Source organism: Pseudomonas sp. LAP_36, from assembly GCF_019456785.1.
Classification (GTDB): Bacteria; Pseudomonadota; Gammaproteobacteria; order Pseudomonadales; family Pseudomonadaceae; genus Aquipseudomonas; species Aquipseudomonas tritici.
This window is the reverse complement of record NZ_JAHZMS010000001.1, coordinates 867,247-892,457: the sequence shown is the minus strand read 5'-3', so window position 1 is coordinate 892,457 and position 25,211 is coordinate 867,247. Positions and strand designations below refer to the sequence as shown.

Annotated in this window: 19 protein-coding genes and 1 pseudogene; 8 read left to right on the top strand and 12 right to left on the bottom strand. The window is 59.9% G+C overall.

Annotated features, from left to right (window positions below):
• Window positions 1-80: 80 nt before the first annotated feature.
• The 4 genes from JBO08_RS04195 to JBO08_RS04180 all read right to left on the bottom strand — a co-directional run bounded on the left by JBO08_RS04195 (window position 81) and on the right by JBO08_RS04180 (window position 4,687).
• Window positions 81-317 (bottom strand): DUF1653 domain-containing protein, encoded by a 237-nt coding sequence (locus JBO08_RS04195; RefSeq protein WP_010563748.1) that lies wholly within the window; start codon window positions 315-317, stop codon window positions 81-83.
• 97 nt (window positions 318-414) lie between these two features.
• The gene (gene fadA / locus JBO08_RS04190) at window positions 415-1,590 is read right to left on the bottom strand and encodes an acetyl-CoA C-acyltransferase FadA (protein WP_065874835.1); all 1,176 of its coding nucleotides are present in this window, start codon (window positions 1,588-1,590) and stop codon (window positions 415-417) included.
• Between the two features lie 29 nt (window positions 1,591-1,619).
• Window positions 1,620-3,767: a fatty acid oxidation complex subunit alpha FadB gene (fadB, locus tag JBO08_RS04185; RefSeq protein WP_065874834.1), complete on the bottom strand. Its 2,148-nt coding sequence runs from the start codon at window positions 3,765-3,767 to the stop codon at window positions 1,620-1,622.
• A 482-nt stretch (window positions 3,768-4,249) separates the two neighbouring features.
• The gene (locus JBO08_RS04180) at window positions 4,250-4,687 is read right to left on the bottom strand and encodes a hypothetical protein (RefSeq protein WP_049709432.1); all 438 of its coding nucleotides are present in this window, start codon (window positions 4,685-4,687) and stop codon (window positions 4,250-4,252) included.
• A gap of 105 nt (window positions 4,688-4,792) precedes the next feature.
• Between JBO08_RS04180 and JBO08_RS04175 the strand changes: the two genes are divergently transcribed.
• Complete coding sequence (locus JBO08_RS04175) at window positions 4,793-5,233, top strand: universal stress protein (RefSeq protein WP_065874832.1); 441 nt, start codon at window positions 4,793-4,795, stop codon at window positions 5,231-5,233.
• A 185-nt stretch (window positions 5,234-5,418) separates the two neighbouring features.
• On the opposite strand, the gene JBO08_RS04170 is transcribed toward JBO08_RS04175, so the two are convergent.
• Window positions 5,419-7,338 (bottom strand): ATP-binding cassette domain-containing protein, encoded by a 1,920-nt coding sequence (locus JBO08_RS04170; RefSeq protein ID WP_065874831.1) that lies wholly within the window; start codon window positions 7,336-7,338, stop codon window positions 5,419-5,421.
• Between the two features lie 213 nt (window positions 7,339-7,551).
• On the opposite strand from JBO08_RS04170, the gene JBO08_RS04165 reads away from it, so the two are divergent.
• Entirely contained in the window at window positions 7,552-9,480 is a 1,929-nt protein-coding gene (locus JBO08_RS04165) for a transglycosylase SLT domain-containing protein (RefSeq protein WP_065910449.1), read from the top strand.
• Window positions 9,481-9,598: 118 nt separating this feature from the next.
• On the opposite strand, the pseudogene JBO08_RS04160 reads toward JBO08_RS04165, so the two are convergent.
• Together JBO08_RS04160 and JBO08_RS04155 are read right to left on the bottom strand one after the other, a co-directional pair.
• A pseudogene (locus JBO08_RS04160) lies at window positions 9,599-10,363 on the bottom strand (Fic family protein); the annotation flags it as partial.
• A 63-nt stretch (window positions 10,364-10,426) separates the two neighbouring features.
• Complete coding sequence (locus JBO08_RS04155; RefSeq protein ID WP_175403046.1) at window positions 10,427-12,202, bottom strand: ABC transporter transmembrane domain-containing protein; 1,776 nt, start codon at window positions 12,200-12,202, stop codon at window positions 10,427-10,429.
• Between the two features lie 236 nt (window positions 12,203-12,438).
• On the opposite strand from JBO08_RS04155, the gene JBO08_RS04150 reads away from it, so the two are divergent.
• On the top strand, window positions 12,439-12,606 hold the full coding sequence (locus tag JBO08_RS04150; RefSeq protein ID WP_175403047.1) for a PA1571 family protein: 168 nt from the start codon (window positions 12,439-12,441) through the stop codon (window positions 12,604-12,606).
• 58 nt (window positions 12,607-12,664) lie between these two features.
• On the opposite strand, the gene pdxB is transcribed toward JBO08_RS04150, so the two are convergent.
• The gene (gene pdxB, locus JBO08_RS04145) at window positions 12,665-13,807 is read right to left on the bottom strand and encodes a 4-phosphoerythronate dehydrogenase PdxB (protein WP_065946149.1); all 1,143 of its coding nucleotides are present in this window, start codon (window positions 13,805-13,807) and stop codon (window positions 12,665-12,667) included.
• A gap of 140 nt (window positions 13,808-13,947) precedes the next feature.
• Between pdxB and JBO08_RS04140 the strand changes: the two genes are divergently transcribed.
• Window positions 13,948-15,342: an MATE family efflux transporter gene (locus tag JBO08_RS04140; RefSeq protein WP_065874827.1), complete on the top strand. Its 1,395-nt coding sequence runs from the start codon at window positions 13,948-13,950 to the stop codon at window positions 15,340-15,342.
• On the opposite strand, the gene tusA is transcribed toward JBO08_RS04140, so the two are convergent.
• Window positions 15,339-15,590 (bottom strand): sulfurtransferase TusA, encoded by a 252-nt coding sequence (tusA, locus tag JBO08_RS04135; protein ID WP_065874826.1) that lies wholly within the window; start codon window positions 15,588-15,590, stop codon window positions 15,339-15,341. The two genes, JBO08_RS04140 and tusA, sit on opposite strands and share 4 nt — an antisense overlap.
• A 132-nt stretch (window positions 15,591-15,722) precedes the next feature.
• Window positions 15,723-16,799, bottom strand: coding sequence for a 23S rRNA (cytidine(2498)-2'-O)-methyltransferase RlmM (rlmM, locus tag JBO08_RS04130; protein WP_065874825.1), 1,077 nt, complete (start codon window positions 16,797-16,799; stop codon window positions 15,723-15,725).
• A 191-nt stretch (window positions 16,800-16,990) separates the two neighbouring features.
• On the opposite strand from rlmM, the gene acnA reads away from it, so the two are divergent.
• Window positions 16,991-19,732: an aconitate hydratase AcnA gene (gene acnA / locus JBO08_RS04125; protein ID WP_065882175.1), complete on the top strand. Its 2,742-nt coding sequence runs from the start codon at window positions 16,991-16,993 to the stop codon at window positions 19,730-19,732.
• Between the two features lie 125 nt (window positions 19,733-19,857).
• Here the strand turns inward: acnA and JBO08_RS04120 are convergent, their stop codons facing one another.
• Together JBO08_RS04120 and cysK are read right to left on the bottom strand one after the other, a co-directional pair.
• Complete coding sequence (locus tag JBO08_RS04120) at window positions 19,858-20,793, bottom strand: aspartyl/asparaginyl beta-hydroxylase domain-containing protein (protein WP_065874823.1); 936 nt, start codon at window positions 20,791-20,793, stop codon at window positions 19,858-19,860.
• Between the two features lie 109 nt (window positions 20,794-20,902).
• Window positions 20,903-21,877 (bottom strand): cysteine synthase A, encoded by a 975-nt coding sequence (gene cysK / locus JBO08_RS04115; protein ID WP_065874822.1) that lies wholly within the window; start codon window positions 21,875-21,877, stop codon window positions 20,903-20,905.
• 125 nt (window positions 21,878-22,002) lie between these two features.
• Between cysK and JBO08_RS04110 the strand changes: the two genes are divergently transcribed.
• From JBO08_RS04110 to JBO08_RS04100, 3 genes are all read left to right on the top strand, one after another.
• Window positions 22,003-23,079, top strand: a complete 1,077-nt coding sequence (locus JBO08_RS04110) for a DUF748 domain-containing protein (RefSeq protein ID WP_049709445.1) — start codon at window positions 22,003-22,005, stop codon at window positions 23,077-23,079.
• A gap of 99 nt (window positions 23,080-23,178) precedes the next feature.
• Entirely contained in the window at window positions 23,179-24,024 is an 846-nt protein-coding gene (locus JBO08_RS04105; RefSeq protein ID WP_003210690.1) for a MoxR family ATPase, read from the top strand.
• On the top strand, window positions 24,024-25,202 hold the full coding sequence (locus tag JBO08_RS04100; protein ID WP_049709446.1) for a VWA domain-containing protein: 1,179 nt from the start codon (window positions 24,024-24,026) through the stop codon (window positions 25,200-25,202). Before JBO08_RS04105 ends, JBO08_RS04100 begins: the two co-directional genes overlap by 1 nt.
• Window positions 25,203-25,211: the final 9 nt, after the last annotated feature.

The following is a 25,211-nucleotide window of genomic DNA, read 5'->3' as shown; positions in this document are numbered from 1 at the left end:
GCAGTTGGCGCCTGTCGCGGCAACGCTATATATAGTGGCAACAAGATGAGGTCAAGCGCAGCATTCTGCGCGACCTGCCGTTATTGCCCGGAAAAAAGACTCGGTTCGGCCTGGACCAAAGCAAAGCGCGGGACCTGCTCGCCGTCAACTTCGACGCTCTCCAGGAACATGCTCAATGGGCGCACCCAAAAGCCGTAATCGCCATACAGTGCTTGGTAAAACACCACTTCTTCTTCAGTCTCAGAATGCCGTGCCACGTTAAAAACACGGTACTGCGGACCTTTATAATGTTGGTAGAGCCCTGGTTCGACTTTCATGCTCTGGCCCTCTTACAAAATGTGTTGAAAAAAAATATTAAAAATTCCAAAAAACAAAAACCGGGGCACTGGGCCCCGGCTTCCGTCAACCCAACGCTTAAACGCGTTCGAAGACGGTCGAAATGCCTTGGCCGAGACCAATGCACATGGTTGCAACCCCGAGGTTGCCGCCATTTTGCTTCATCACGTTAAGCAAAGTGCCGGAGATACGCGCACCGGAGCAACCGAATGGGTGGCCCAGGGCAATCGCACCGCCGTGCAGGTTAACCTTCTCGTTCATCTTGTCGAGCACTTTCAAATCTTTCAGCACTGGCAGGGCCTGTGCGGCGAAAGCTTCATTGAGCTCGAAGAAGTCGATATCGGAGATAGTCAGGCCCGCGCGCTTCAAGGCTTTTTGTGTGGCCGGTACTGGACCATAGCCCATGATCGCCGGGTCCACACCCGCCACTGCCATCGAACGGATCACCGCCAGCGGCTGGATACCCAGGTCCTGGGCACGCTGCGCCGACATCACGATCATGCACGAAGCACCGTCGGTGATTTGCGACGACGTACCGGCTGTCACGGTGCCGCCCTTTGGATTGAAGGCAGGCTTGAGGGCCGCCAGGCTTTCCAGGGTGGTGTCCGGACGAATGGTTTCGTCGTAGTCGAACAATTTCAGGAAACCGTTCTCGTCGTAGCCGTTCATCGGGATGATTTCATCCTTGAACTTGCCTTCCACGGTCGCCTTGTGGGCGAGTTGGTGGGAGCGCAGGCCGAACGCGTCCTGGGCTTCACGGGTAATGCCGTGCATTTTGCCAAGCATTTCCGCAGTCAAACCCATCATGCCCGAGGCTTTTGCTGCGTACAGCGACATGTGCGGGTTAGGGTCGACGCCGTGCATCATGCTGACGTGGCCCATGTGCTCCACGCCACCGACCACGAACACATCACCGTTGCCGGTCATGATTGCCTGGGCGGCAGTGTGCAGCGCGCTCATCGACGAGCCACACAGGCGGCTCACGGTCTGGCCGGCCGCGGTGTGCGGGATCTGGGTCATCAGCGACGCCATGCGCGCGATGTTCCAGCCCTGCTCCAGGGTCTGGTTGACGCAGCCCCAGATCACGTCTTCGACTTCGCTCGGGTCAACCTTGACGTTACGTTCCAGCAATTTACTGATCAGGTGCGCCGACATGTCTTCGGCACGGGTGTTGCGGTGCATGCCGCCCTTGGAGCGGCCCATCGGCGTGCGACCGAAGTCGACAATCACCACGTCTCTTGGATTCAAGCTCATAAATATTCTCGCTCTAGTCGTCTGGGCGCTTAACCGAAGAAGCTCTGGCCATTTTTGGCCATTTCACGCAGCTTCGCGGTCGGGTGGTACAGCGGGCCCAAATCAGCGTATTGATCAGCCAGGGCAACGAACTCGGCCACACCGATCGAGTCGATGTAACGCAGCGCACCACCACGGAATGGAGGGAAACCAATACCGTACACCAGGCCCATATCGGCTTCGGCGGCGGTTTCGACGATGCCATCTTCCAGGCAACGCACGGTTTCCAGGCACAGGGCGATCATCATCCAGTTGATGATGTCTTCGTCGGACACCTCACGCTGTTCGTAGATGACCGGAGCCAGCACTTCGTGCACCGACGGGTCGGCCACTTTCTTCTGCTTGCCCTTCTTGTCGGCCTCGTAGGCGTAGAAGCCCTTGCCGTTCTTCTGGCCCAGGCGCTTGGCTTCGTAGAGCGCGTCGATCGCCGAACGGCGGTCGTCTTTCATGCGGTCCGGGAAGCCTTCAGCCATGACGTCGCGACCGTGGTGGCCGGTGTCGATACCGACCACGTCCATCAGGTACGCCGGACCCATCGGCCAGCCAAATTTTTCCATGACTTTGTCGATGCGCACAAAGTCCACCCCGGCGCTGACCAGCTTGGCGAAACCGCCGAAGTACGGGAACAGCACGCGGTTGACCAGGAAGCCCGGGCAGTCATTGACCACGATCGGGTTCTTGCCCATTTTCTTGGCGTAGGCAACGGTGGTGGCAACAGCCTGCTCGCTGGACTTCTCGCCACGGATCACTTCGACCAGCGGCATCATGTGCACCGGGTTGAAGAAGTGCATGCCGACGAAGTTTTCCGGACGCTTGAGGGCCTTGGCCAACAAGCTGATGGAAATAGTCGAGGTGTTCGACGCCAGGATAGTGTCGTCCTTAACGTGGGCTTCGACTTCAGCCAGTACCGCTTGCTTGACCTTCGGGTTCTCGACAACGGCTTCGACCACCAGGTCGACGTGGCCGAAATCGCCGTAGGACAGCGTAGGACGAATGCCGTTAAGCACTTCAGCCATCTTCGCTGCGGTCATGCGACCTTTGTCCACGCGGCCGACCAGCAGCTTGGCGGCTTCCGCCAGGCCTTGCTCGATGCCGTGCTCGTTGATGTCTTTCATCAGGATCGGCGTGCCTTTGGACGCCGATTGATAGGCGATACCGCCGCCCATGATACCGGCGCCGAGTACGGCAGCCTGTTTCACGTCCTTGGCGATTTCGTCGTAGGCCTTGGCCTTTTTCTTCAGTTCCTGATCGTTCAGGAACAAGCCGATCAGGCTCTGGGCCGCCGAGGTTTTCGCCAGTTTGACGAAGCCAGCGGCTTCCACTTCCAGGGCTTTGTCGCGACCGAAGTTCGCGGCTTTCTGGATGGTCTTGATCGCTTCAACCGGCGCCGGGTAGTTCGGGCCGGCCTGGCCAGCCACAAAACCTTTGGCGGTTTCGAACGACATCATTTGTTCGATGGCGTTGAGCTTGAGTTTTTCCAGCTTCGGCTGACGCTTGGCCTTGTAGTCAAACTCGCCGCTGATGGCGCCCTTGATCAGGTTCAGTGCGGCTTCGGCCAGTTTGTCCGGGGCAACCACGGCATCGACGGCACCGACTTTCAGCGCGTCTTCAGCACGGTTTTCCTTGCCGGCGGCGATCCACTCGATGGCGTTGTCGGCACCGATCAGGCGCGGCAAGCGTACGGTGCCGCCGAAACCTGGGTAAATGCCCAGTTTGACTTCAGGCAGGCCGATTTTGGCGGTAGCGGACATGACGCGGAAGTCCGCGGCCAGGCACATTTCCAGGCCGCCGCCCAACGCGATGCCATTGATCGCGGCGACGGTCGGTACATTGAGGTCTTCGAAATCGCTGAAAATCTTGTTGGCTTCGAGGTTGCCAGCCACCAGCTCGGCATCGGGCAGCTTGAAGTTGTCGACGAATTCGGTGATGTCAGCGCCGACGATGAACACGTCCTTGCCGCTGGAGACGATCACGCCTTTGATCGATGCATCAGCCTTGATGGCGTCTACGGCCTGACGCAGTTCGTTCAGGGTTAGACGGTTGAACTTGTTGACGGACTCACCCTTGAGGTCGAATTTCAATTCGACGATGCCACTTTCAAGAGCCTTAACCGTGATGGCTTTACCTTCGTAAATCATCAACTGATCTCCACGATATGGAAGCTGAACAGTACACATTGAACGCTGGCCTCTGGTGGGACATTGATGATTTCGTCAATGTTCACGCCAATCCGCCAGGCACACCCGCCAATGCGATAGTCGGGATTCTGTATGAGTCGTCTGACAGACAAACGCTCAATTCATACGCCCGTTTGATTTGGGTACGCCACCTTCATCCAATTCCGGGCAATTGTCAATCGCTCGAAAGGCTAGGGAAAACGCGACTTTCCAGTCATTTCAGAACCCGAGTCATACGCCCGCGACCCGTCAATATTCAGCTATTCACTGAATCAATAATAGAAAACATTCGGGAAAAGGCTGTACAGAACGGGATATGCCGCTAGGCTAGCGACAACCGTAACGCGTCTGGATGAACATCCGACGCGGGAAACACAGATTACCGGCCTGCCTGGCCAACTCCAGCCCGATGATATGTCGGGCTTTTTATGGCCTGCTGTTTATCAGGCCAGGGCTCTAAGCAGCGTATCGATATCCTTCAGGACGCTCGCCTCGCCCTTCTCGCCCCAATACAAGGCGATCATTTGCTTGTCGGCCTCGATCTTGTAGACGTTGTCCGGCAGCGTCGCAAAATACGGCAACAACTTTTCATCGACGCACACTTCACGCCATTGATTTACCCATACCCCCGGCTCCAACTGCCAATAGCTCCAGAGCGCCGGCGTGCTGCCGCGCCGTGGCCGGCAATACTGCGCGCACGGGCTCGGTGGCTCATGCTTGAGCCAGTGCGGCCACTCCTGGGGCGACAGTTGCATGGCCAGGCCGATGCGGCGCGCCTCCATGCGCAGGGCCATGCGCCCACTCTGATGGCGCGACGGGCGCAGCCATGCCAGAGGGCTCAGAACCACCACAAGGATTGACACCACTATCCAGACCGTCATATGTGTACTCCCGAATTTCTAGATGAGCGGATTTGATCTGACGCAACCGCATCCGCTTGAAAGCAGCCATACTGAATTTATTGCAGTCCCTTGGAGGAACGCCTCATGCCCTACACACATATTCTGGTCGCTGTCGATCTGACCGAAGAGTGCGATCCGGTGATCAAGCGCGCGCAGGAATCGGCATTGGCCAATGGCGCCATACTGTCGCTGGTGCATATCGTCGAGCCCATGGCCATGGCCTTTGGCGGTGACGTGCCGATGGACCTTTCCCAGTTGCAGCAACAACAATTTGACCAGGCCAAGGAGCGCCTGGACCGTTTGATTCTCAAATACCCGCATCTGAAAAAGGAAGACTGCCACCTGACATACGGCCAACCGCGCCAGGAAATCCACCACTTGGCCAAGGAAAAGGCTTGCGACTTGATCGTGGTGGGTAGCCATGGTCGTCACGGTTTGGCGTTGCTGCTGGGTTCTACTGCCAATGATGTGCTGCACGGCGCGCCGTGCGATGTACTGGCGGTGAAACTGGTGAAATCCTCTTAAGTACAACGCAGATCAAATGTGGGAGCGGGCTTGCTCGCGAAAGCAGTCTTTCAGTTAACGCATCTGTCGACTGATCTACCGCTTTCGCGAGCAAGCCCGCTCCCACATTTTCTGATCGCATTGTCATATAAAAAACCCGGCGCTCATGAAAATGAACACCGGGTTTTTTAATGCATTGGAATCACTCAGGCATCCAGCTCAGCCCAACGCTCGACCAACACCTCCAGCTCTTGGTTCAAGGTTTCCAGGGAAGCGATGACCTTGGCAGTTTCCGCCGCCGGGCGCAGGTAGAAACCCGCGTCAGCCATTTCCGCTTCTACTGCGGCAATCTGCTTTTCCTTGGCTTCGATATCCGCTGGCAAGGCTTCCAACTCACGCTGCAGTTTGTAGCTGAGCTTTTTCTTGGCAGCCGGTGCGGCTTCCTGAGCGGGTGCAGCAGCGGCCACCGGAGCAACGACGGCAGAGGTCAAGTCGGCCTTGCCGGACTTGCTCTCGGTCACGCCCAACAGACGCGGCGAGCCGCCCTGGCGCAGCCAATCCTGGTAACCACCGACGTATTCACGCACCTTGCCTTCACCTTCAAAGACCAGGGTGCTGGTGACCACGTTGTCGAGGAATGCCCGGTCGTGGCTCACCATCAGCACGGTGCCGTTGAAGGTCAGCAGCACTTCTTCCAACAGTTCGAGGGTTTCCACATCGAGGTCGTTGGTCGGTTCGTCGAGTACCAGCAGGTTGGCCGGCTTGCTGAACAGCTTGGCCAGCAGCAGGCGCGCACGCTCACCACCGGACAAGGCTTTCACCGGCGTACGCGCACGTTGCGGGCTGAACAGGAAGTCGCCCAGGTAACTGAGTACGTGGCGGCTCTGGCCGTCGATGTCGATAAAGTCGCGACCTTCGGCGACGTTGTCGATCACGGTTTTTTCCAGGTCCAACTGGTGGCGCAACTGGTCGAAGTAGGCCACGTCGATGCGTGTGCCCTCTTCCACGCTGCCGCTGGTCGGCTGCAGACCATTGAGCATCAACTTGAGCAAGGTGGTCTTGCCGGTACCGTTGGCACCCAGCAGACCGATACGGTCGCCGCGCGCCAGGACCATCGAGAAGTCCTTGATCAGGAACGGGCCGCCCGGGTGCGCGAAGCTCACGTTATCGAGGACCATTACCTGCTTGCCCGACTTGTCGGCGGTGTCCAGCTGGATGTTGGCCTTGCCGGTGCGCTCACGACGCTCGCTGCGCTCAACGCGCAGGGCTTTGAGGGCGCGTACGCGGCCCTCGTTACGGGTGCGGCGCGCCTTGATGCCCTGGCGAATCCAGACTTCTTCCTGGGCCAGTTTTTTGTCGAACAGCGCGTTGGCGGTTTCTTCAGCCGCCAGAGAGGCCTCTTTGTGCACCAGGAAGCTGGCGTAGTCGCCGTTCCAGTCGATCAGGCCGCCACGGTCCAGTTCGAGGATGCGCGTGGCCAGACTCTGCAGGAAGGCACGGTCGTGCGTGATAAACAGCACGGCGCCCTGGAAATCCTTGATGGCTTCTTCCAGCCAGGCGATGGCGCCGATGTCCAGGTGGTTGGTCGGTTCGTCGAGCAGCAGCAGGTCCGGCTCGGACACCAGGGCCTGGGCCAGCAACACGCGACGACGCCAGCCGCCGGACAATTCGGCGAGGGTCTTGTCGGCCGGCAGTTGCAGGCGGCTCAAGGTGCTGTCGACCAGTTGCTGCAAGCGCCAGCCGTCACGGGCTTCGAGGTCTTGCTGGACGTGCATCAGCTTGTCCAGGTCTTCTTCGGTGACACAGTTCTGCGCCAGGTGATGGTATTGCGCGAGCAACTCGCCCACGCCATCCAGGCCTTCGGCAACCACGTCGAACACTGTCCGTCCGTCGGCCACCGGCAATTCTTGCGGCAATTCGCCAATCTTGAGGCCCGGAGCGCGCCAAACAGAGCCGTCATCGGGCTTCTGGTCGCCTTTTACCAGCTTCATCATGCTGGATTTGCCGGTGCCGTTGCGGCCGATGATGCACACCCGCTCACCACGGGCGATCTGCCAGGACACCTTGTCCAACAACGGCATAGCGCCGAAAGCAAGGGACACATCGCTGAATTTGAGCAGGGTCATACGCTTCTCCAAAAACTGGGCGCGCATTCTACCTGAGTTGAGGGTGGGATGCGGCTGGCATTTTCGCTGCCGACACGTTCTGTAGGACATTTCCAACGAACTTGAACCAACCGGCCGGCAAAGCTTTCACCGGTCGCGGGCAAAAGGCTAAGCTAGGGGCAATCAGTGTCGGCGATGCCGGTGCTAGTCGTGATTTCTCTGCACGGACGTCTCATGCGCAGTCGCCTTTTCAACTTTTTATCTTGTCTGCTTCTTTCCGCCACCGCCGTTCAATCCGCCCAGGCCGTGGACCTTACCACCCAACGTCAATATTACGATGAAGCCAAACGCGCCCTGGCCAAGGGCGATACCGGCCCCTACATGCAATACAGCCAGGCCCTGGCCGACTATCCGTTGACGCCGTACCTAGCCTACGACGAACTGACCGCCCGCCTGAAAACCGCGAGCAACCAGGAAATCGAACAGTTCCTCGCCAAAAACGGCGACCTGCCCCAGGCCAACTGGATGAAGCTGCGCTGGTTGCGTTGGTTGGCCGAACGTGGCGACTGGCAGACGTTTGAAAAGTACTACGACGCCAAGCTCAATTTTGTCGAACTGGACTGCCTGCACGGCCAGTACCAGCTCACCCACAATCTGAAAGCCGAAGGCTACAAGACTGCCGAAAAACTCTGGATGACCGGCAAGTCCCAACCCGCGGCCTGCGATGTCACCTTCGGCCAATGGGCGGCTGACGGCCAACTCACCGAACAGAAAATCTGGGACCGCGCCAAGCTCGCCGCCGAAGCGCGCAACTACGCACTGGCCAACAGCCTGGTGAAAACCCTGCCCACCCTCGGCGCCCAAGGCCGCTTGATGGTGGATGTGGCGCAAAAGCCCGACATGCTCAGCGACCCATCACGCTTCCTGCCGGCCACCGAGGCCATGTCTGACGCCGTGGGGCTGGGCCTGCGACGCCTGGCACGCCAGGATCCGGACAAGGCCATGGCCCTGCTCGACGGCTACGCCAGCAGCATGCACTTCTCCCGTGACGAAAAAGTGTCGATTGCCCGAGAGATCGGCCTGACCCTGGCCAAGCGCTTCGACCCACGTGCGCTTGAAGTCATGACCAAGTACGACCCTGAGTTGCGCGACAACACCGTCTCAGAATGGCGCCTGCGCCTGCTGTTGCGCCTGGCCCGCTGGGAAGATGCCTACCAGTTGACTCGCAAACTCCCACAAGACTTGGCGACCACCAACCGCTGGCGCTACTGGCAGGCCCGTAGCCTGGAGCTGGCCGAGCCGAAAAACCCGCAAGCGCTGGTCTTGTACAAGAACCTGTCGCGCGAGCGGGATTTCTACGGTTTTCTCGCCGCTGACCGCTCCAAGGCGCCCTACCAGCTGAACAACAAGCCGCTGGTGATGAGCCAGGCGCTGGTGAACAAGGTGCGCAACACGCCTGGCGTGCGCCGTGCTCTGGAGTTCTATGCGCGCGGCCAGATCGTCGATGGCCGCCGCGAGTGGTACCACGTCAGCCGTCACTTCAACCGTGACGAAATGGTCGCCCAGGCCAAGCTGGCCTACGACATGAAGTGGTACTTCCCGGCCATCCGTACCATCAGCCAGGCGCAGTACTGGGACGACCTGGACATCCGCTTCCCGATGGCCCACCGCGACACCCTGGTGCGTGAAGCCAAGGTACGCGGCCTGCATTCGAGCTGGATATTCGCGATCACTCGCCAGGAAAGCGCCTTCATGGATGACGCCCGCTCCGGCGTCGGCGCCAGCGGCCTGATGCAACTGATGCCCGGCACCGCCAAGGAAACGGCGCGCAAGTTCAGCATCCCGCTGGCCTCACCGGCCCAGGTGCTGGACCCGGACAAAAACATCCAGCTCGGCGCGGCTTACCTGAGCCAGGTGCACAGCCAGTTCAACGGCAACCGCGTCCTCGCCTCCGCCGCCTACAACGCCGGCCCTGGCCGTGTGCGCCAATGGCTGCGCGGTGCCGATCACTTGAGCTTCGACGTGTGGGTAGAAAGCATCCCGTTCGACGAAACCCGCCAGTATGTGCAGAACGTGCTGTCTTATTCGGTGATCTACGGCCAGAAACTCAACTCACCCCAGCCGCTGGTGGATTGGCATGAGCGGTATTTTGATGATCAATGACCGGTAATGCCGGTCAGGTAGGCGCTGTCGAGTAAAACGAGGCTGCGCGCTTTTTGCCCGCCACAATGAAAATGCCCGCATTGAGAGATGCGGGCATTTTTTATGGGGCCGCCGGGCGCTCGCTTTGCACCGCTTCAGCCAAAGCCAGGCTCAACGCCTGCAGCATGAACTCAACGAAAGGGGTTGCCTCCGCCCGCTGGTCGGCTGCCGACAACGCGGCATAGTAGGCATCCTGCTGTTCACGAATCACCGCTTCCACCGGTAGGTAAGCCAATACAGGGCGCCACTGGCTGAGGATCAGGGTTTGCCAGAGACGACCCATTCGCCCATTTCCGTCTGCAAAAGGATGGATAAATTCGAACTCGTAATGGAATACGCAACTGGCGATCAACGGGTGCCAATCCGAAACCGTCAACCATTGCAACAAATCGTCCATTAGATGCGTTACACGGCTTGCGGGCGGAGCCATGTGAACCAGTTGCTCGCCGCGATAGATACCAACACCCGCCTGTCGAAACCGACCAGCATCGTCAATCAATCCAAACATGAGCAGCTCGTGTGCCTTAAGCAGGTCCACACGATCACCGGGAATCCACTGCGGCATGGCCTCGTAAGCAGCAAATGCATTACGTACTTCCTGGATTTCTCGCGGTAAGCCCAGCACTCGCTTACCTTCCAGAACTGCGGTTACTTGTTCGACGCTGAGCGTGTTGTTCTCGATCGCCAGCGAAGCCTGAATGGTGCGAATCCGATTACCACGCCTTAACTGAGGCGTCTGACGGCTATCGTCGCCGACTGAGAGTTGACCAATCTGCTCACTGATATCGGCCACCAGGGCCAGCATCTTTGTGGTCAGGGTCAGCGGAGGTTGATAACGGCTCATGTCCTCATCCAGTTCCATAGCGAAAGACCACATGATGCCTCAAGGCCCTGATACTTCGCAGCTTCAATCAACCTCCACCCCATCACTGAACTGCAACGCCGCCAACCGCGCATACAGCGGATTGCTCGCAATCAACTGCTGATGCGTGCCCACTGCCACCAGCTTGCCTTGGTCCATCACCGCAATCCGATCCGCATTCTTCACGGTCGCCAGTCGATGCGCGATCACCAGCGTGGTACGCCCCTGCATCAATTGCGGCAGCGCTTGCTGGATCAGGTGCTCACTCTGGGCATCAAGCGCGCTGGTGGCTTCGTCCAGCAACAGGATCGGCGCGTCCACCAGCAACGCGCGGGCAATGGCCAGGCGTTGGCGTTGGCCGCCGGAGAGGCCCATGCCGCCGTCGCCGAGATGGGTCTGGTAGCCGTCGGGCATTTGCAGAATGAAGTCGTGGGCATGGGCGATGCGCGCGGCGGCTTCGACGTGTTCCGAAGTGGCTGTCGGGTTGCCATAGCGGATGTTTTCTTCGACGCTGCCGTAGAACAGCGCCGGGCTCTGGGACACCAGGGCGAAGTGACGGCGCAGGTCCATGGGATCGAGATCGGTCAGCGCGTGGCCTTCGAGCAGGATGCGGCCTTGCTGGGGATCGTAGAAACGTAGCAACAGGTCGAAAATCGTCGATTTACCCGCGCCGGACGGGCCGACCAGCGCCAGGGTTTCGCCTGGGTTGATGGTCAGGTTCAAGCCGTCGATGGCGTAGCTGTCCGGCCGTGAAGGGTAGGAGAAGCGCAGGTCCTGCAACTCCAGGCGGCCACTGACCCGCTCGGGCAATTGCACAATGCCAGCGGCCGGCGCCTGGATTTCATTGGTGGACTGCAACAGTTCGCCGATGCGTTCGGCCGCACCGGCGGCACGTTGCAGCTCGCCGAGTACTTCGCTGAGGGTGCCGACGGCGCTGCCGACGATCAGGCTGTAGAACACAAAGGCCGCCAGCTCGCCACCGGAAATGCGCCCGCTGATGACGTCCATGCCGCCGACCCACAACATCACGCCCACGGCGCCGAGCACCAGCATGATCACCAGGGTAATCAGCCAGGCGCGCTGGGTGATGCGTTTACGCGCGGTGGTGAATGCGTCTTCCACGGTCACGGCGAAGCGCTGTTCGTCCTGTACCTGGTGGTTGTACGCCTGCACGGTCTTGATCTGACCGAGGGTCTCGGACACATAGCTGCCCACATCAGCGATGCGGTCCTGGCTTTGTCGCGACAGGCTGCGCACGCGCCGGCCGAAAATCAGGATCGGCGCCAGCACCAGCGGCAACGCCACCACCACGATACTGGTGAGCTTGGGGTTGGTGACAAACAGCAGCACGATGCCACCGATGACCATCAAGGCGTTGCGCAGGAACAGTGACAGCGACGAGCCGATCACCGACTGCAGCAAGGTGGTGTCGGTGGTCAGCCGCGACTGGATCTCCGAACTGCGGTTGTTCTCATAGAAGCCTGGATGCAGGTAGATCAGGTGGTTGAACACCTGCCGACGGATATCCGCCACCACCCGCTCGCCAATCCACGACACCAGGTAAAACCGCGCAAACGTGCCCACCGCCAATCCCAGTACCAGAATCATGAACAGACCGATGGACTGGTTGAGCAGGTGCGGTGACTGGGTCATGAAGCCCTGGTCCACCAGCAGGCGAATGCCCTGCCCCATGGACAAGGTAATACCGGCCGTGACGATAAGCGCCAACAGGGCGCCGAGCGCCTGCCAGCGGTAGGGCGCAATGAAACGGCTGGCCAGGCGAATCGCGCGGCGTTGACGGACTGAGAACATGGAGGGCATCACCAATGAGGAACCTGTACATCAACATTGGGGGAACTTGCGTAAATAACAATGAGTCAGGTTATTTATGCCCCCCGATGCTGGCCCCTAGAGGCTATCGGTCTAACGCCTGGCTGGAAATTTGTATCGGTTTCTGGTCGACTGGGTGTCAGAACCGCTGAACGGGTAGGGAGTTGTAACAGCCCGGTCACGGGAGGGTTTTACAGTAGGTACACAACCTGATGAGGAGACAGGCCATGACCTTGCAAAACAGCAGCGATGCCAAGATTGAAGTGATCCGCCAACCGCAGCAGCTGCCTTGCTCGTACATCGACGCTCAGGGCCGTGAAGTGCAGATCACCGAAGAGATGATCCAGCAAGCGTGCAGCGAACTGGAAGAAAAATTGGTCAAGCCTGCCCAGTAAGGCTAACGCGCCACGCTCTTGCAAACCCGGCCCTGGTGGCCGGATTTTTTAGTGGCGTTTAAATCGTCTGCGCGCCCAATGCGGAAACGATATTGGCCAGCGCCGTCGACTCTCCGTTGATTCGCACTTTCAAACCGTCGATCTCTCGGCGTGCGGGGTAATGCTTGCGCAGCAGGTCGAAGGCCTTACGCTGTTCGTCCACGGTTCCAACAAGGCTGCGGCGGAAATCCGCATCATCGCGGCGCGGGTCGTACACGCTGCGGCACAGGGTTGCCAGCGCCCAAGCCGGTTCGGTCGACGCGTTCAAATGCACCTCGGCCAGCCACGGCGCGGGCAGCAGATCACTTAATTGGATGCTCGGCGCCTGGCCCAGGTGCGCGCAGAACGCCTGGTAAATCTGCGCCGTGCCGCGCTGCCGGCCTTCCAGGCTATAACCAGCAATATGCGGCGTGGCCAGCACGCACAGGTCCGCCAGGTCGACGTCCACTTGCGGCTCGCCCTCCCATACATCCAGCACCGCTTGCAGGTCTTCGCGCTCCAGCAGTACCTCGCGCAGGGCGGCGTTGTCCACCACTGCGCCACGGCTGGCGTTGATCAGCCAGGTGCCAGGCTTGAGTTGCTCAAGACGCTGGCGGTCGAGCAGGTGCCAGGTAGAGCCGTTGCCGGATTTGGTCAGAGGCGTGTGCAGGCTGATCACATCGCATTGCTCAATGATCTGCGCCAGGCTGACGTAATCCCCGTCTTCGGCGATCTGCCGTGGCGGGTCGCAGACCAGTACGTTCCAGCCCAGGCCCTTGAGCACCTTCACCAACCGCCCACCGACTTCACCGGCACCGACCACGCCGTAAGTGCGCTGATTGAGGTCGGCGCCTTCGATTTCAGCCAGGGTCATCAGGCTGCCCAACACATAATCCACAACGCCACGGGCATTGCAGCCGGGGGCGCTGGCCCATTGGATGCCGGCCTGCTTGAAGTAGTCGAGGTCCAGGTGATCGGTGCCGATGGTGCAGGTACCGACAAAGCGCACCGCGCTGCCCTCCAACAGGGCCCGGTTGACGTTGGTCACCGAGCGCACCAGCAACACATCGGCCTGCTCGACTGTAGCGCGGTCGATGGATCGGCCGGGCACGCGGCGAATCTCGCCAATCCCTTGGAAGAATGCATCGAGCAGCGGAATATTTTCGTCGGCAACAATCAGCATGGCAGGCTCCTTTGGCGGACCGGCAGTGTACAGGGATCGCAGCCCGCGCTTACAAATCGCTAACACAGGTTTTTTCCTGACTGATGCGTCAAGGCGTAGAATCCGCCGTCCTTGCGCTGCCTTCTACTGGACACCTGTACGTGAACACTGCCACCGCCACCCTCACCCGCCCCGCCCGCATCAGCCGGGAAGTGCGCGGCCTGTTGACGCTCGCCTTGCCGATCATCATCGGCCAACTGGCCACCACGGCGATGAGCTTTGTCGATGCGGTGATGGCCGGACGCGTCAGCCCCCAGGACTTGGCGGCCGTAGGCCTGGGCAATTCGATCTGGATCCCGGTGTACCTGCTGATGACCGGCACCCTGCTGGCCACCACGCCGAAAGTCGCCCAGCGCTACGGTGCGGGCCAGTTCAGCGAGATCGGACCGCTGGTGCGACAGTCCTTGTGGCTGGCGGTGGTGGTCGGTATCACGGGAGCGCTGCTGTTGCTCTGCGCCGAACCGATCCTGCGTGCGATGAAGGTCGAGCCCGACCTGATCGCGCCGTCCATGGGCTACCTGCATGGCATTGCCGCCGGTATGCCGGCCATTGCGCTGTATTACGTGCTGCGCTGTTTCAGCGATGGCCTGGGCCGCACACGACCGAGCATGGTGATGGGCCTGTGTGGCCTGGCGCTGAACATTCCGCTGAACTACATCTTCATCTACGGTCACCTCGGCCTGCCGGCCATGGGTGGCGTAGGGTGTGGCTGGGCCACAGCCATTGCGATGTGGGTGATGATGCTCGGCCTGGCCGGCTGGACCCGCTGGGGGCCGGCCTACCAGAGCAGCGAATTGTTCAAGCGCTTCGACTGGCCGCAATGGGCGGTGATCAAGCGTGTACTGGGGATTGGCCTACCGATTGGCATCGCGATTTTTGCCGAATCGAGCATTTTCGCGGTCATTGCATTGCTGCTCGGCAGCCTGGGGGCCACGGTGGTATCCGGCCATCAGATCGCCCTGAACGTCAGCTCGCTGGTGTTCATGATCCCCTACTCCTTGAGCATGGCCGTCACCGTGCGCGTCGGCCAAGCCCTGGGCCGTGGCGAACCGCGTGAAGCGCGCTTCGCCGCCGGTGTCGGCATGGGCACTGCGTTGGCGTATGCCTGCGTGTCTTGCAGCCTGATGCTGGTGTTTCGCGAGCAGATTGCGGCGATCTACACCCCGGACCCGGTGGTGATTCACTTAGCGTCGATGTTGATCGTGTTCTCCGCGCTGTTCCAGTTCTCCGACTCGATCCAGGTCACGGCGGCAGGCGCACTGCGTGGCTATCAGGACACCCGCGTGACCATGGTGCTGACCTTGTTCGCGTATTGGGGCGTGGGGCTACCGGTGGGTTACGCCCTGGGCCTGACCGACTGGCTGGGCGAGCCGAGCGGCCCAAGCGGCTTATGGCAAGGGCTGATCGTGGGCCTGAGCTGCGCGGCGGGGATGTTGCTGGTGCGCCTGGCGCGCAGTGCACGCCGGCGCATTCGCGCAGACAAGGCGCGGGGTTAAGCGGACTTCTTGCGGATCCAGTACAGGTACGTACCGGCCTGCTCCTGCTGATCCACCAGTTCGTGGTCAAGAAACACGCAGAACTTGGGGATATCGCGGCGCGTGGACGGGTCGGTCGCGATCACCTTGAGCAAGCCGCCAGGCGGCAGGTCGCGGATGTGCTGGTGCAGCATCATGACCGGTTCCGGGCAGTTGAGGCCGGTGGCGTCCAGCACAGCGTCTACGGGCAAATCGAGGGGCTGATTCATACATCACTCCTGAAACAGACCCGCTCTCCTGTGGGAGCGGGCTTGCCCGCGATAAGGGGCACATTCACTATAAATTTCGACTGTTATACCGCTATCGCGGGCAAGCCCGCTCCCACATTTTGAACTGCGCCGTCAGCGGGTTTTGGGTTTCTTGGCAGTTTCCAACCGACGCAAATGGCAGGTCACTTCCTCACGGTCGTGGTACAGCTGCTTGCAGCCGATCTCCACGCGAATGCCGCGCGCCTTGAAACCGTCTTCGATGCGCTCCAACAAGCGCTTCACTTCGGCGTAACGCTGCTTCATCGGCAGCTTCAAGTTCACCACCGCCTCGCGGCAATGCCCCTCGCCGATCCAGGTTTCCAGCAGCGCGGCGTTACGCGCAGGCTTCTCGACGATATCGCAGACCATCCAGTCCACCGGCTGCTTGGGCACGAAGGTGAAGCCGTCTGCCATCAAATGCTGCACCAGGCCTGTGTCCATCAGGCTTTCAGCCATGGGGCCGTTGTCGATGGCAGTCACCAGCATGCCGCGGTTGACCAGTTGCCAGGTCCAGCCGCCCGGCGCTGCGCCGAGGTCGACGCCGGTCATGTCGCCGTGCAGGCGCTCGTCCCATTGGTCGCGGGGGATAAAGTGGTGCCAGGCCTCTTCCAGCTTGAGGGTCGAGCGGCTGGGCGCGTCACGCGGGAACTTGAGGCGCGGGATGCCCATCGGCCACATGGCCGAGTTGTTCGGCTCGGCCAGGCCCATGAACACTTCACGGCCGCTTTTGAAGGTCAACAGCAAGCGCGGCTTGCTCGGGTCATCCACCAGCTTGCCGGCGTTCAATAAAGCTTTGCGCAGGTGCACTTCGAATTTTTTGCAAAAGTTCGAGAGCTCCTTGCCGTCGTTGGTGTCGACCATTTCCAGCCACAGGCTGCCGCACACCGGGAAACCCTGCAGGTGAGCGAGGATCACGCTGATGCGGTCAGTTTCCGGCAGGTCGATGAATACCCCGCGCGCCCACTGCCTTGGGAAGATCAGCTCGGCAAAGCGCTGGCCGTGCATCAGGCGCTGGGCGCCGTCTTCTTCGGTGCAGACAAATTCGGCGCAAGCGCTGCCGGTCTTGGCCTTGGCGTAGCCGGAAACGTTCAGGCGCGCAGCGTGCTCCGCGATCTCGGAACAGACTTCGCCTTCAAAACCCGGACGGCAGTGCATAAAAAGGGTGTTCATTGAATCTCCTGGCAACTGGGCTTGCTGTAGCGCAAGTCCTGTCATGAAAACGCGCGCATGATAGCCGAGTTCGGAACCTTGGACTTAACGATAGAGTCCAGTTATTAGCCTGCTAATGAAAACAGGGCTAAGTTGAAAGCTCTGTTCGTCCCGTCAGGTCCGTAGCCGTGCGGACCATAAGGAGTCATGTAATGTCATCCCTTGATAGCCTGAGAACCCTTAAAACCCTACAGATCGACGACAAAACCTATCACTACTTCAGCTTGCCCGAAGCCGCCAAGAGCCTGGGTGACCTGGATAAATTGCCCATGTCCCTCAAGGTGCTGCTGGAAAACCTGCTGCGCTGGGAAGACGACAAGACCGTCACCGGCGCCGACCTCAAGGCCATCGCCGCCTGGCTCAAAGAGCGCCAGTCCGACCGCGAGATCCAGTACCGCCCGGCGCGGGTATTGATGCAAGACTTTACCGGTGTGCCCGCCGTGGTCGACCTGGCCGCTATGCGCGCCGCCGTGGCCAAGGCCGGTGGCGACCCGCAGCGTATCAACCCGCTGTCGCCGGTGGACTTGGTGATCGACCACTCGGTGATGGTCGACAAGTTCGGTAACGCCGACGCCTTCGAGCAAAACGTCGACATCGAGATGCAGCGCAACGGCGAACGCTACGCCTTCCTGCGTTGGGGCCAGAGCGCCTTCGATAACTTCAGCGTGGTGCCACCGGGCACTGGCATCTGCCACCAGGTCAACCTCGAATACCTCGGCCGCACCGTGTGGACCAAAGACGAAGACGGCCGCACCTACGCCTTCCCCGACACCTTGGTCGGCACTGACTCCCACACCACCATGATCAACGGCCTTGGTGTACTCGGCTGGGGCGTGGGCGGGATCGAAGCGGAAGCGGCGATGCTTGGCCAGCCGGTGTCGATGCTGATCCCCGAAGTGATCGGCTTCAAGCTCACCGGCAAATTGAAGGAAGGCATCACCGCCACCGACTTGGTACTGACCGTGACCCAGATGCTGCGCAAAAAAGGCGTGGTGGGTAAATTCGTCGAGTTCTACGGCGATGGCTTGGCCGACCTGCCCCTGGCCGACCGCGCGACCATTGCCAACATGGCCCCGGAATACGGCGCCACCTGCGGCTTTTTCCCGGTGGATGAGGTAACGCTGGACTACCTGCGTTTGTCCGGCCGACCTACGGAAACCGTAAAACTGGTCGAGGCCTACACCAAGGCGCAGGGCCTGTGGCGCAACGCTGGCCAGGAGCCGGTATTCACCGACAGCCTGGCGCTGGACATGGGCAGCGTCGAAGCCAGCCTGGCCGGGCCAAAACGCCCACAGGACCGCGTGTCGCTGCCAAATGTCGGCCAAGCATTCAGCGACTTCCTCGACCTGCAATTCAAACCCACCAACAAGGAAGAGGGCCGCCTGGAAAGCGAAGGTGGCGGCGGGGTTGCCGTGGGCAATGCTGACCTGGTGGGCGAAACCGACTACGAATACGACGGCCGCACTTACCGCCTGAAAAACGGTGCCGTGGTGATCGCCGCGATCACCTCCTGCACCAACACCTCCAACCCCAGCGTAATGATGGCGGCCGGGCTGGTGGCGAAAAAGGCCGTGGAAAAGGGCCTCACCCGCAAGCCATGGGTAAAAACCTCGCTGGCCCCGGGCTCCAAGGTGGTCACTGATTACTACAAGGCAGCAGGCCTCACCCAATACCTGGATAAACTCGGCTTCGACTTGGTGGGTTACGGTTGCACCACGTGTATCGGTAACTCCGGGCCGTTGCCCGAGCCGATCGAGAAAGCCATCCAGAAGGCTGACCTTGCCGTAGCGTCGGTGCTCTCCGGCAACCGCAACTTCGAAGGCCGCGTGCATCCGCTGGTCAAGACCAACTGGCTGGCCTCACCGCCCCTGGTCGTGGCTTATGCCCTGGCCGGCACCGTGCGTATCGATATCAGCAGCGAACCGCTGGGTAACGATCAGGACGGCAACCCGGTGTACCTCAAGGACATCTGGCCGAGCAGCAAGGAAATCGCCGACGCGGTGGCCCAAGTCAGCACCGGCATGTTCCACAAGGAATACGCCGAGGTGTTTGCCGGTGACGAACAGTGGCAAGCGATTGAAGTGCCGCAAGCCGCGACGTACGTGTGGCAGAAGGACTCCACCTACATCCAGCACCCGCCATTCTTCGATGACATCGCAGGCCCCTTGCCGGTCATCAAGGACGTCCAAGGCGCCAACGTGCTGGCCCTGCTGGGCGATTCGGTCACCACCGACCACATCTCCCCCGCCGGCAACATCAAAACCGACAGCCCTGCAGGCCGTTACCTGCGCGAACAAGGCGTGGAGCCACGCGACTTCAACTCCTATGGCTCACGCCGAGGCAACCATGAAGTGATGATGCGCGGCACCTTTGCCAACATCCGCATCCGCAATGAAATGCTCGGCGGCGAGGAAGGCGGTAATACGCTGTATATCCCTACCGGCGAGAAAATGCCGATCTACGACGCCGCGATGAAATACCAGGCTTCGGGCACGCCGCTGGTGGTGATTGCCGGCCAGGAGTACGGCACAGGCTCAAGCCGTGACTGGGCGGCCAAAGGCACCAACCTGCTGGGTGTGAAGGCGGTGATTGCCGAGAGTTTCGAACGGATTCACCGCTCCAACCTGGTGGGCATGGGCGTGTTGCCGCTGCAGTTCAAGCTGGACCAGAACCGCAAGTCGCTCAAGCTGACGGGCAAGGAGAAGGTCGACATTCTTGGGCTGACGGACGCAGAGATCGTGCCGCGCATGAACCTGACGCTGGTGATTACGCGGGAGGATGGCAGTACAGAGAAGCTAGAGGTGCTGTGCCGGATCGATACGTTGAATGAAGTGGAGTACTTCAAGGCGGGGGGCATCCTGCACTATGTACTGCGCCAACTGATCGCGTCCTAAGCAACACTGCAAATCAAATGTGGGAGCGGGCTTGCTCGCGAATGCGGTGTATCAGTCAAGTATGTATCGACTGACACTCCGCATTCGCGAGCAAGCCCGCTCCCACATTTTTGACCGCACTCCGATCAGAACAACCAGCGCCACAACAGCACCAGCACGACTACCGCCAGCACCGGCCGGGCAATCCGGTAGGCCTTGGGATGCTTGCGCTTCCACTGCTTGACCACACCACTGAACGTGTCGCTGAAGGTCTTGCTCCAGGCATACGCCTGGTTGATCCCGCCAACCCGCTCGTCATCCAGGTTCTGCGGCGCCGTCGCGCGGCCCAACTGCTTGCTGACCCAGCGATTGACGCGGGTCATCACGCGGTTGCTCAGCGGCCGCTCAATGTCGCAAAACAGAATCACACGGGTCTGCTCGGTTTCGTTCTTGACCCAGTGCACGTAGGTTTCGTCGAACATCACGTCGTCACCGTCGCGCCAAGCGTATTCCTCGCCATCAACAAAGATCCGGCAGGCGTCGGAATTCGGCGTGGACAACCCCAGGTGGTAACGCAGCGAGCCGGCAAACGGGTCGCGATGCGGGTTGAGGTGGCTGCCGCCCGGCAACAGCGCAAACATCGCGCCCTTCACGTTAGGAATGCTGCTCACCAGTGCCACGGTTTTCGGGCACAGTGCCTCGGCCGACGGCAGGGGTTTGTCGTACCACTTGAGGTAGAAACGCTTCCAGCCCTTCTTGAAGAACGAACCGAAGCCGGCGTCGTTGTTCTTTTCGGCAGCGCGGATGTAACCCTCGTCGAACAGGTGCATGGCCTCTTCGCGGATCACTTCCCAGTTGTCCTTGAGCACGTCCAGTTCCGGGAACTTGCTGCGGTCCAGGTAAGGTTTGGACGGCACCGCCGAGAACAGGTACATCAAGGCGTTATATGGGGCGAACAGCGCCGAATGGTTGACGAATTGGCGCAACATCGGCAAACGGGCCTTACCGCGCAGGTGCACATACAGCGTGCTGCCAATAAACAACAGCAACACCGACAGTTTGGCGGCCAAAGAAAAGGTCATGCAGCAACTCCTGGAAATAAGCGCCTGGCCAACAGCAGACGTAGCAGCCGGCCATGATAAACATTTGGGCCAGTATGCAGAAGGCCTAGCTCACCTGCGCTGATTCACATCAAGCCTGGTTTTCTTGTTCGGTAAACAAATCGCTGAACAGCATGCTCGACAGGTAACGCTCACCGGAGTCCGGCAGAATCACCACGATCGTCTTGCCTTGCATTTCCGGCTTCTCGGCCAGGCGCACCGCCACGGCCATCGCGGCGCCGCAGGAGATGCCGCACAGAATCCCTTCTTCCTGCATCAAGCGCAGGGCCATGGCTTTGGATTCGTCGTCGGTGACCAGTTCCACGCGGTCGACCATCGACAGGTCGAGGTTTTTCGGCACGAAACCGGCGCCGATGCCCTGGATCTTGTGCGGGCTCGGCTTGATCTCTTCACCGGCCAGCGCCTGGGTGATCACCGGCGACACGATCGGCTCGACGGCCACCGACAGAATCGGCTTGCCCTGAATGTTCTTGATATAGCGCGACACGCCGGTGATGGTGCCGCCGGTCCCCACGCCCGCGACCAGCACGTCCACGGCGCCATCGGTGTCATTCCAGATTTCCGGGCCGGTGGTTTTTTCGTGGATCGCCGGGTTCGCCGGGTTTTCGAATTGAGCCGGCATGAAATAAGTGGCCGGATCGTTGGCGACGATTTCGCCAGCCTTTTCGATAGCGCCCTTCATGCCCTTGGCCGGTTCGGTCAGCACCAATTCTGCCCCCAAGGCCTTAAGCACTTTGCGCCGCTCGATACTCATGGACGCCGGCATGGTCAACAGCAATTTATAGCCACGGGCAGCGGCGACAAACGCCAGGCCGATGCCGGTGTTGCCGGAGGTGGGTTCGACAATGGTCATGCCCGGCTTGAGTTTGCCGTTGCTTTCAGCGTCCCAGATCATGTTTGCGCCAATGCGGCATTTCACCGAGTAACCCGGGTTACGCCCCTCGATCTTGGCCAGAATGGTCACGCCACGCGGTGCGATCCGGTTGATCTGAACCAGGGGCGTGTTACCGATGGAGTGCGCGTTGTCTGCAAAGATACGGCTCATGACGGGTCCTATTTGGCAGTTTCCAGAAAGGACCAAGGGTATGCCTCACCTCTCGAAGCGTCCAGTCGGAGGAACGTTGGCGCATTCAAAACAGTCAATCTCCTAACTGTCAGGAGATCTGCACCATGAAACGTCGTTACAGTTGGCCGCTATGGACCGTCGCCGGGCTGGTGGTGGTACTGGTTGCCTTGAACATCGCGCTGCCCTATCTGGTGCGCAACTATTTGAATGAAAAGCTCGCCGACATGGGTGACTACCGTGGCGAAGTCACCGATGTGGACTTGGCGTTGTGGCGCGGAGCCTATCGCATCAATGGCCTGAAGATCGTCAAGGTCGACGGCAAGGTGCCCGTACCGTTCGTCAACGCGCCGTTGATCGAATTTGCCGTGAGCTGGCACTCGTTGTGGTACGACCATGCGGTGGTCGCCGAGGGGCATTTCGTCAAGCCGGAGGTCAACTTCGTCGACGGCGGCGCCAACAAGCAGGCGTCACAGACGGGTAAAGGCACCGACTGGCAGGAACAGTTGAGCAAACTGCTGCCGATCACCCTGAATGAAATGCGCATTGAAGACGGCAAGATTTCGTTCCACAACTTCAATTCCAAACCGCCGGTGAACATCAACGCCACCTCGGTCAACGCCAGTTTCTACAACCTCACCAACGTGGTGGACGTCAAAGGCAAGCGCGACGCACGCTTCGAAGGCAAGGCCTTGCTGCAAGGCCAGGCGCCACTGGAGGCCACGGCGACGTTTGATCCGCTGAGCGACTTTGAAGAATTCGAGTTCCGCTTCCGCGCCCGCGACCTGCAGCTCAAGCGCATGAATGACTTCGCCTCGGCCTACGGCAAGTTCGACTTCAAGGCCGGCACTGGCGACGTGGTGATCGAAGCCCAGGCCGAAAAAGGCCAACTCACGGGTTACATCAAACCGCTGCTGCGCAACGTGGAAGTGTTCGACTGGAAGCAGGACGTGGAGAACAAGGACAAGAACATCTTCCGCTCGATCTGGGAAGCCGTGGTCGGCGCCAGTGAGACGGTGCTGAAAAACCAGAGCAAAAACCAGTTCGCCACCCGCGTCGAGCTCAGTGGCAGCGTGCACCAGCAGGATGTCAGCGCGTTCTCGGCCTTTATCTCGATTTTGCGTAATGGATTCATCCAGGCATTCAATGCGCGATATGAACAGCCCAAGCCCTCAGCGGATTAGGCCTGACTGACCATTCAGAGACTGAATAGGCCGTCTGCGTTCACAGTCGCCAGGGCTGCGCGGTATAGTCCGGCCATTGATGAATTCGAGGAAATACCGATGAAGTTCGAAGGCACCCAGGCCTACGTTGCCACCGACGACCTGAAACTGGCCGTCAACGCCGCCATCACTCTGGAGCGGCCGCTGCTGGTCAAGGGCGAGCCTGGCACGGGCAAGACCATGCTTGCCGAGCAACTGGCCGAATCCTTCGGTGCCAAGCTGATCACCTGGCACATCAAGTCCACCACCAAGGCCCATCAGGGCCTCTACGAGTACGACGCGGTCAGCCGCCTGCGCGACTCGCAACTGGGCGTGGACAAGGTGCACGACGTGCGTAACTACTTGAAGAAGGGCAAGCTCTGGGAAGCCTTCGAGTCCGAAGAGCGGGTAATCCTGCTGATCGATGAAATCGACAAGGCCGACATCGAATTCCCCAACGACCTGCTGCAAGAACTCGACAAGATGGAGTTCTACGTCTACGAAATCGACGAGACCATCAAGGCGAAGAAGCGCCCGATCATCATCATTACCTCCAACAACGAAAAAGAGCTGCCGGACGCGTTCCTGCGCCGCTGCTTCTTCCATTACATTGCCTTCCCCGACCGCACCACCCTGCAAAAAATCGTCGATGTGCACTACCCCGACATCAAAAAAGACCTGGTCAGCGAAGCGCTGGACGTGTTCTTCGACGTGCGCAAAGTACCCGGCCTGAAGAAAAAACCGTCCACCTCCGAACTGGTCGACTGGCTCAAACTGCTGATGGCCGACAACATCGGCGAAGCCGTGCTGCGCGAGCGCGACCCGACCAAGGCCATCCCGCCGCTGGCCGGTGCGCTGGTGAAGAACGAGCAAGACGTGCAGTTGCTGGAGCGTCTGGCGTTCATGAGCCGTCGCGGTAATCGCTGATGCTGCTCAACCTGTTCAACGAGATGCGCGCCGCCAAGGTGCCGGTGTCGGTGCGCGAGCTGCTCGACCTGATCAACGCGCTGAAACAGCGCGTGACCTTCGCCGACATGGACGAGTTTTACTACTTGGCCCGGGCGATATTGGTGAAGGACGAGCGGCATTTCGACAAGTTTGACCGCGCCTTCGGTGCGTATTTCAACGGCCTGGAAAAACTCGACGACCACCTGCAGGCACTGATCCCCGAAGACTGGTTGCGCAAGGAGTTCGAACGCTCGCTGAGCGATGAAGAGCGCGCGCAAATCCAGTCCCTCGGCGGCCTCGACAAGCTGATCGAAGAATTCAAGAAACGCCTGGAAGAACAGAAGGAACGCCACGCCGGCGGCAACAAGTGGATTGGTACCGGCGGCACCAGCCCGTTCGGTTCCGGCGGCTACAACCCCGAGGGTATTCGTGTCGGCGATGCCGGCAAGCGCCAGGGCAAGGCGGTGAAAGTCTGGGACCAGCGCGAATACAAGAACCTCGACGACCAGGTCGAGCTGGGCACGCGCAACATCAAGATCGCGCTGCGTCGCCTGCGCAAATTCGCGCGCCAGGGTGCGGCGGAAGAGTTGGACATCGACGGCACCATCGACCACACCGCCCGCGATGCCGGGCTGTTGAATATCCAGATGCGCCCGGAGCGGCGTAACACCATCAAGCTGTTGCTGCTGTTCGATATCGGCGGCTCGATGGATGCCCATGTGAAAATCTGCGAAGAGCTGTTCTCCGCGTGCAAGACCGAGTTCAAACACCTGGAGTACTTCTACTTCCACAACTTTGTGTACGAATCGGTGTGGAAGAACAACCTGCGCCGCACGTCCGAACGCACGTCAACCCAGGACCTGCTGCACAAGTATGGCGCTGATTACAAAGTGATCTTTATCGGCGACGCGTCGATGGCGCCGTATGAGATTACCCAGGCGGGTGGCAGCGTTGAGCACTGGAATGAAGAGCCGGGGTATGTGTGGATGCAGCGTTTCATGGCCAAGTACAAGAAGCTGATCTGGATTAACCCGTATCCGAAGGACACCTGGGGGTATACGGCGTCGACGGGGATTGTGCGGGAGTTGGTCGAGGATCAGATGTATCCGTTGACCCTGCGCGGGTTGGAAGAAGGGATGCGGTTTCTCTCTAAATAGATGGAGATC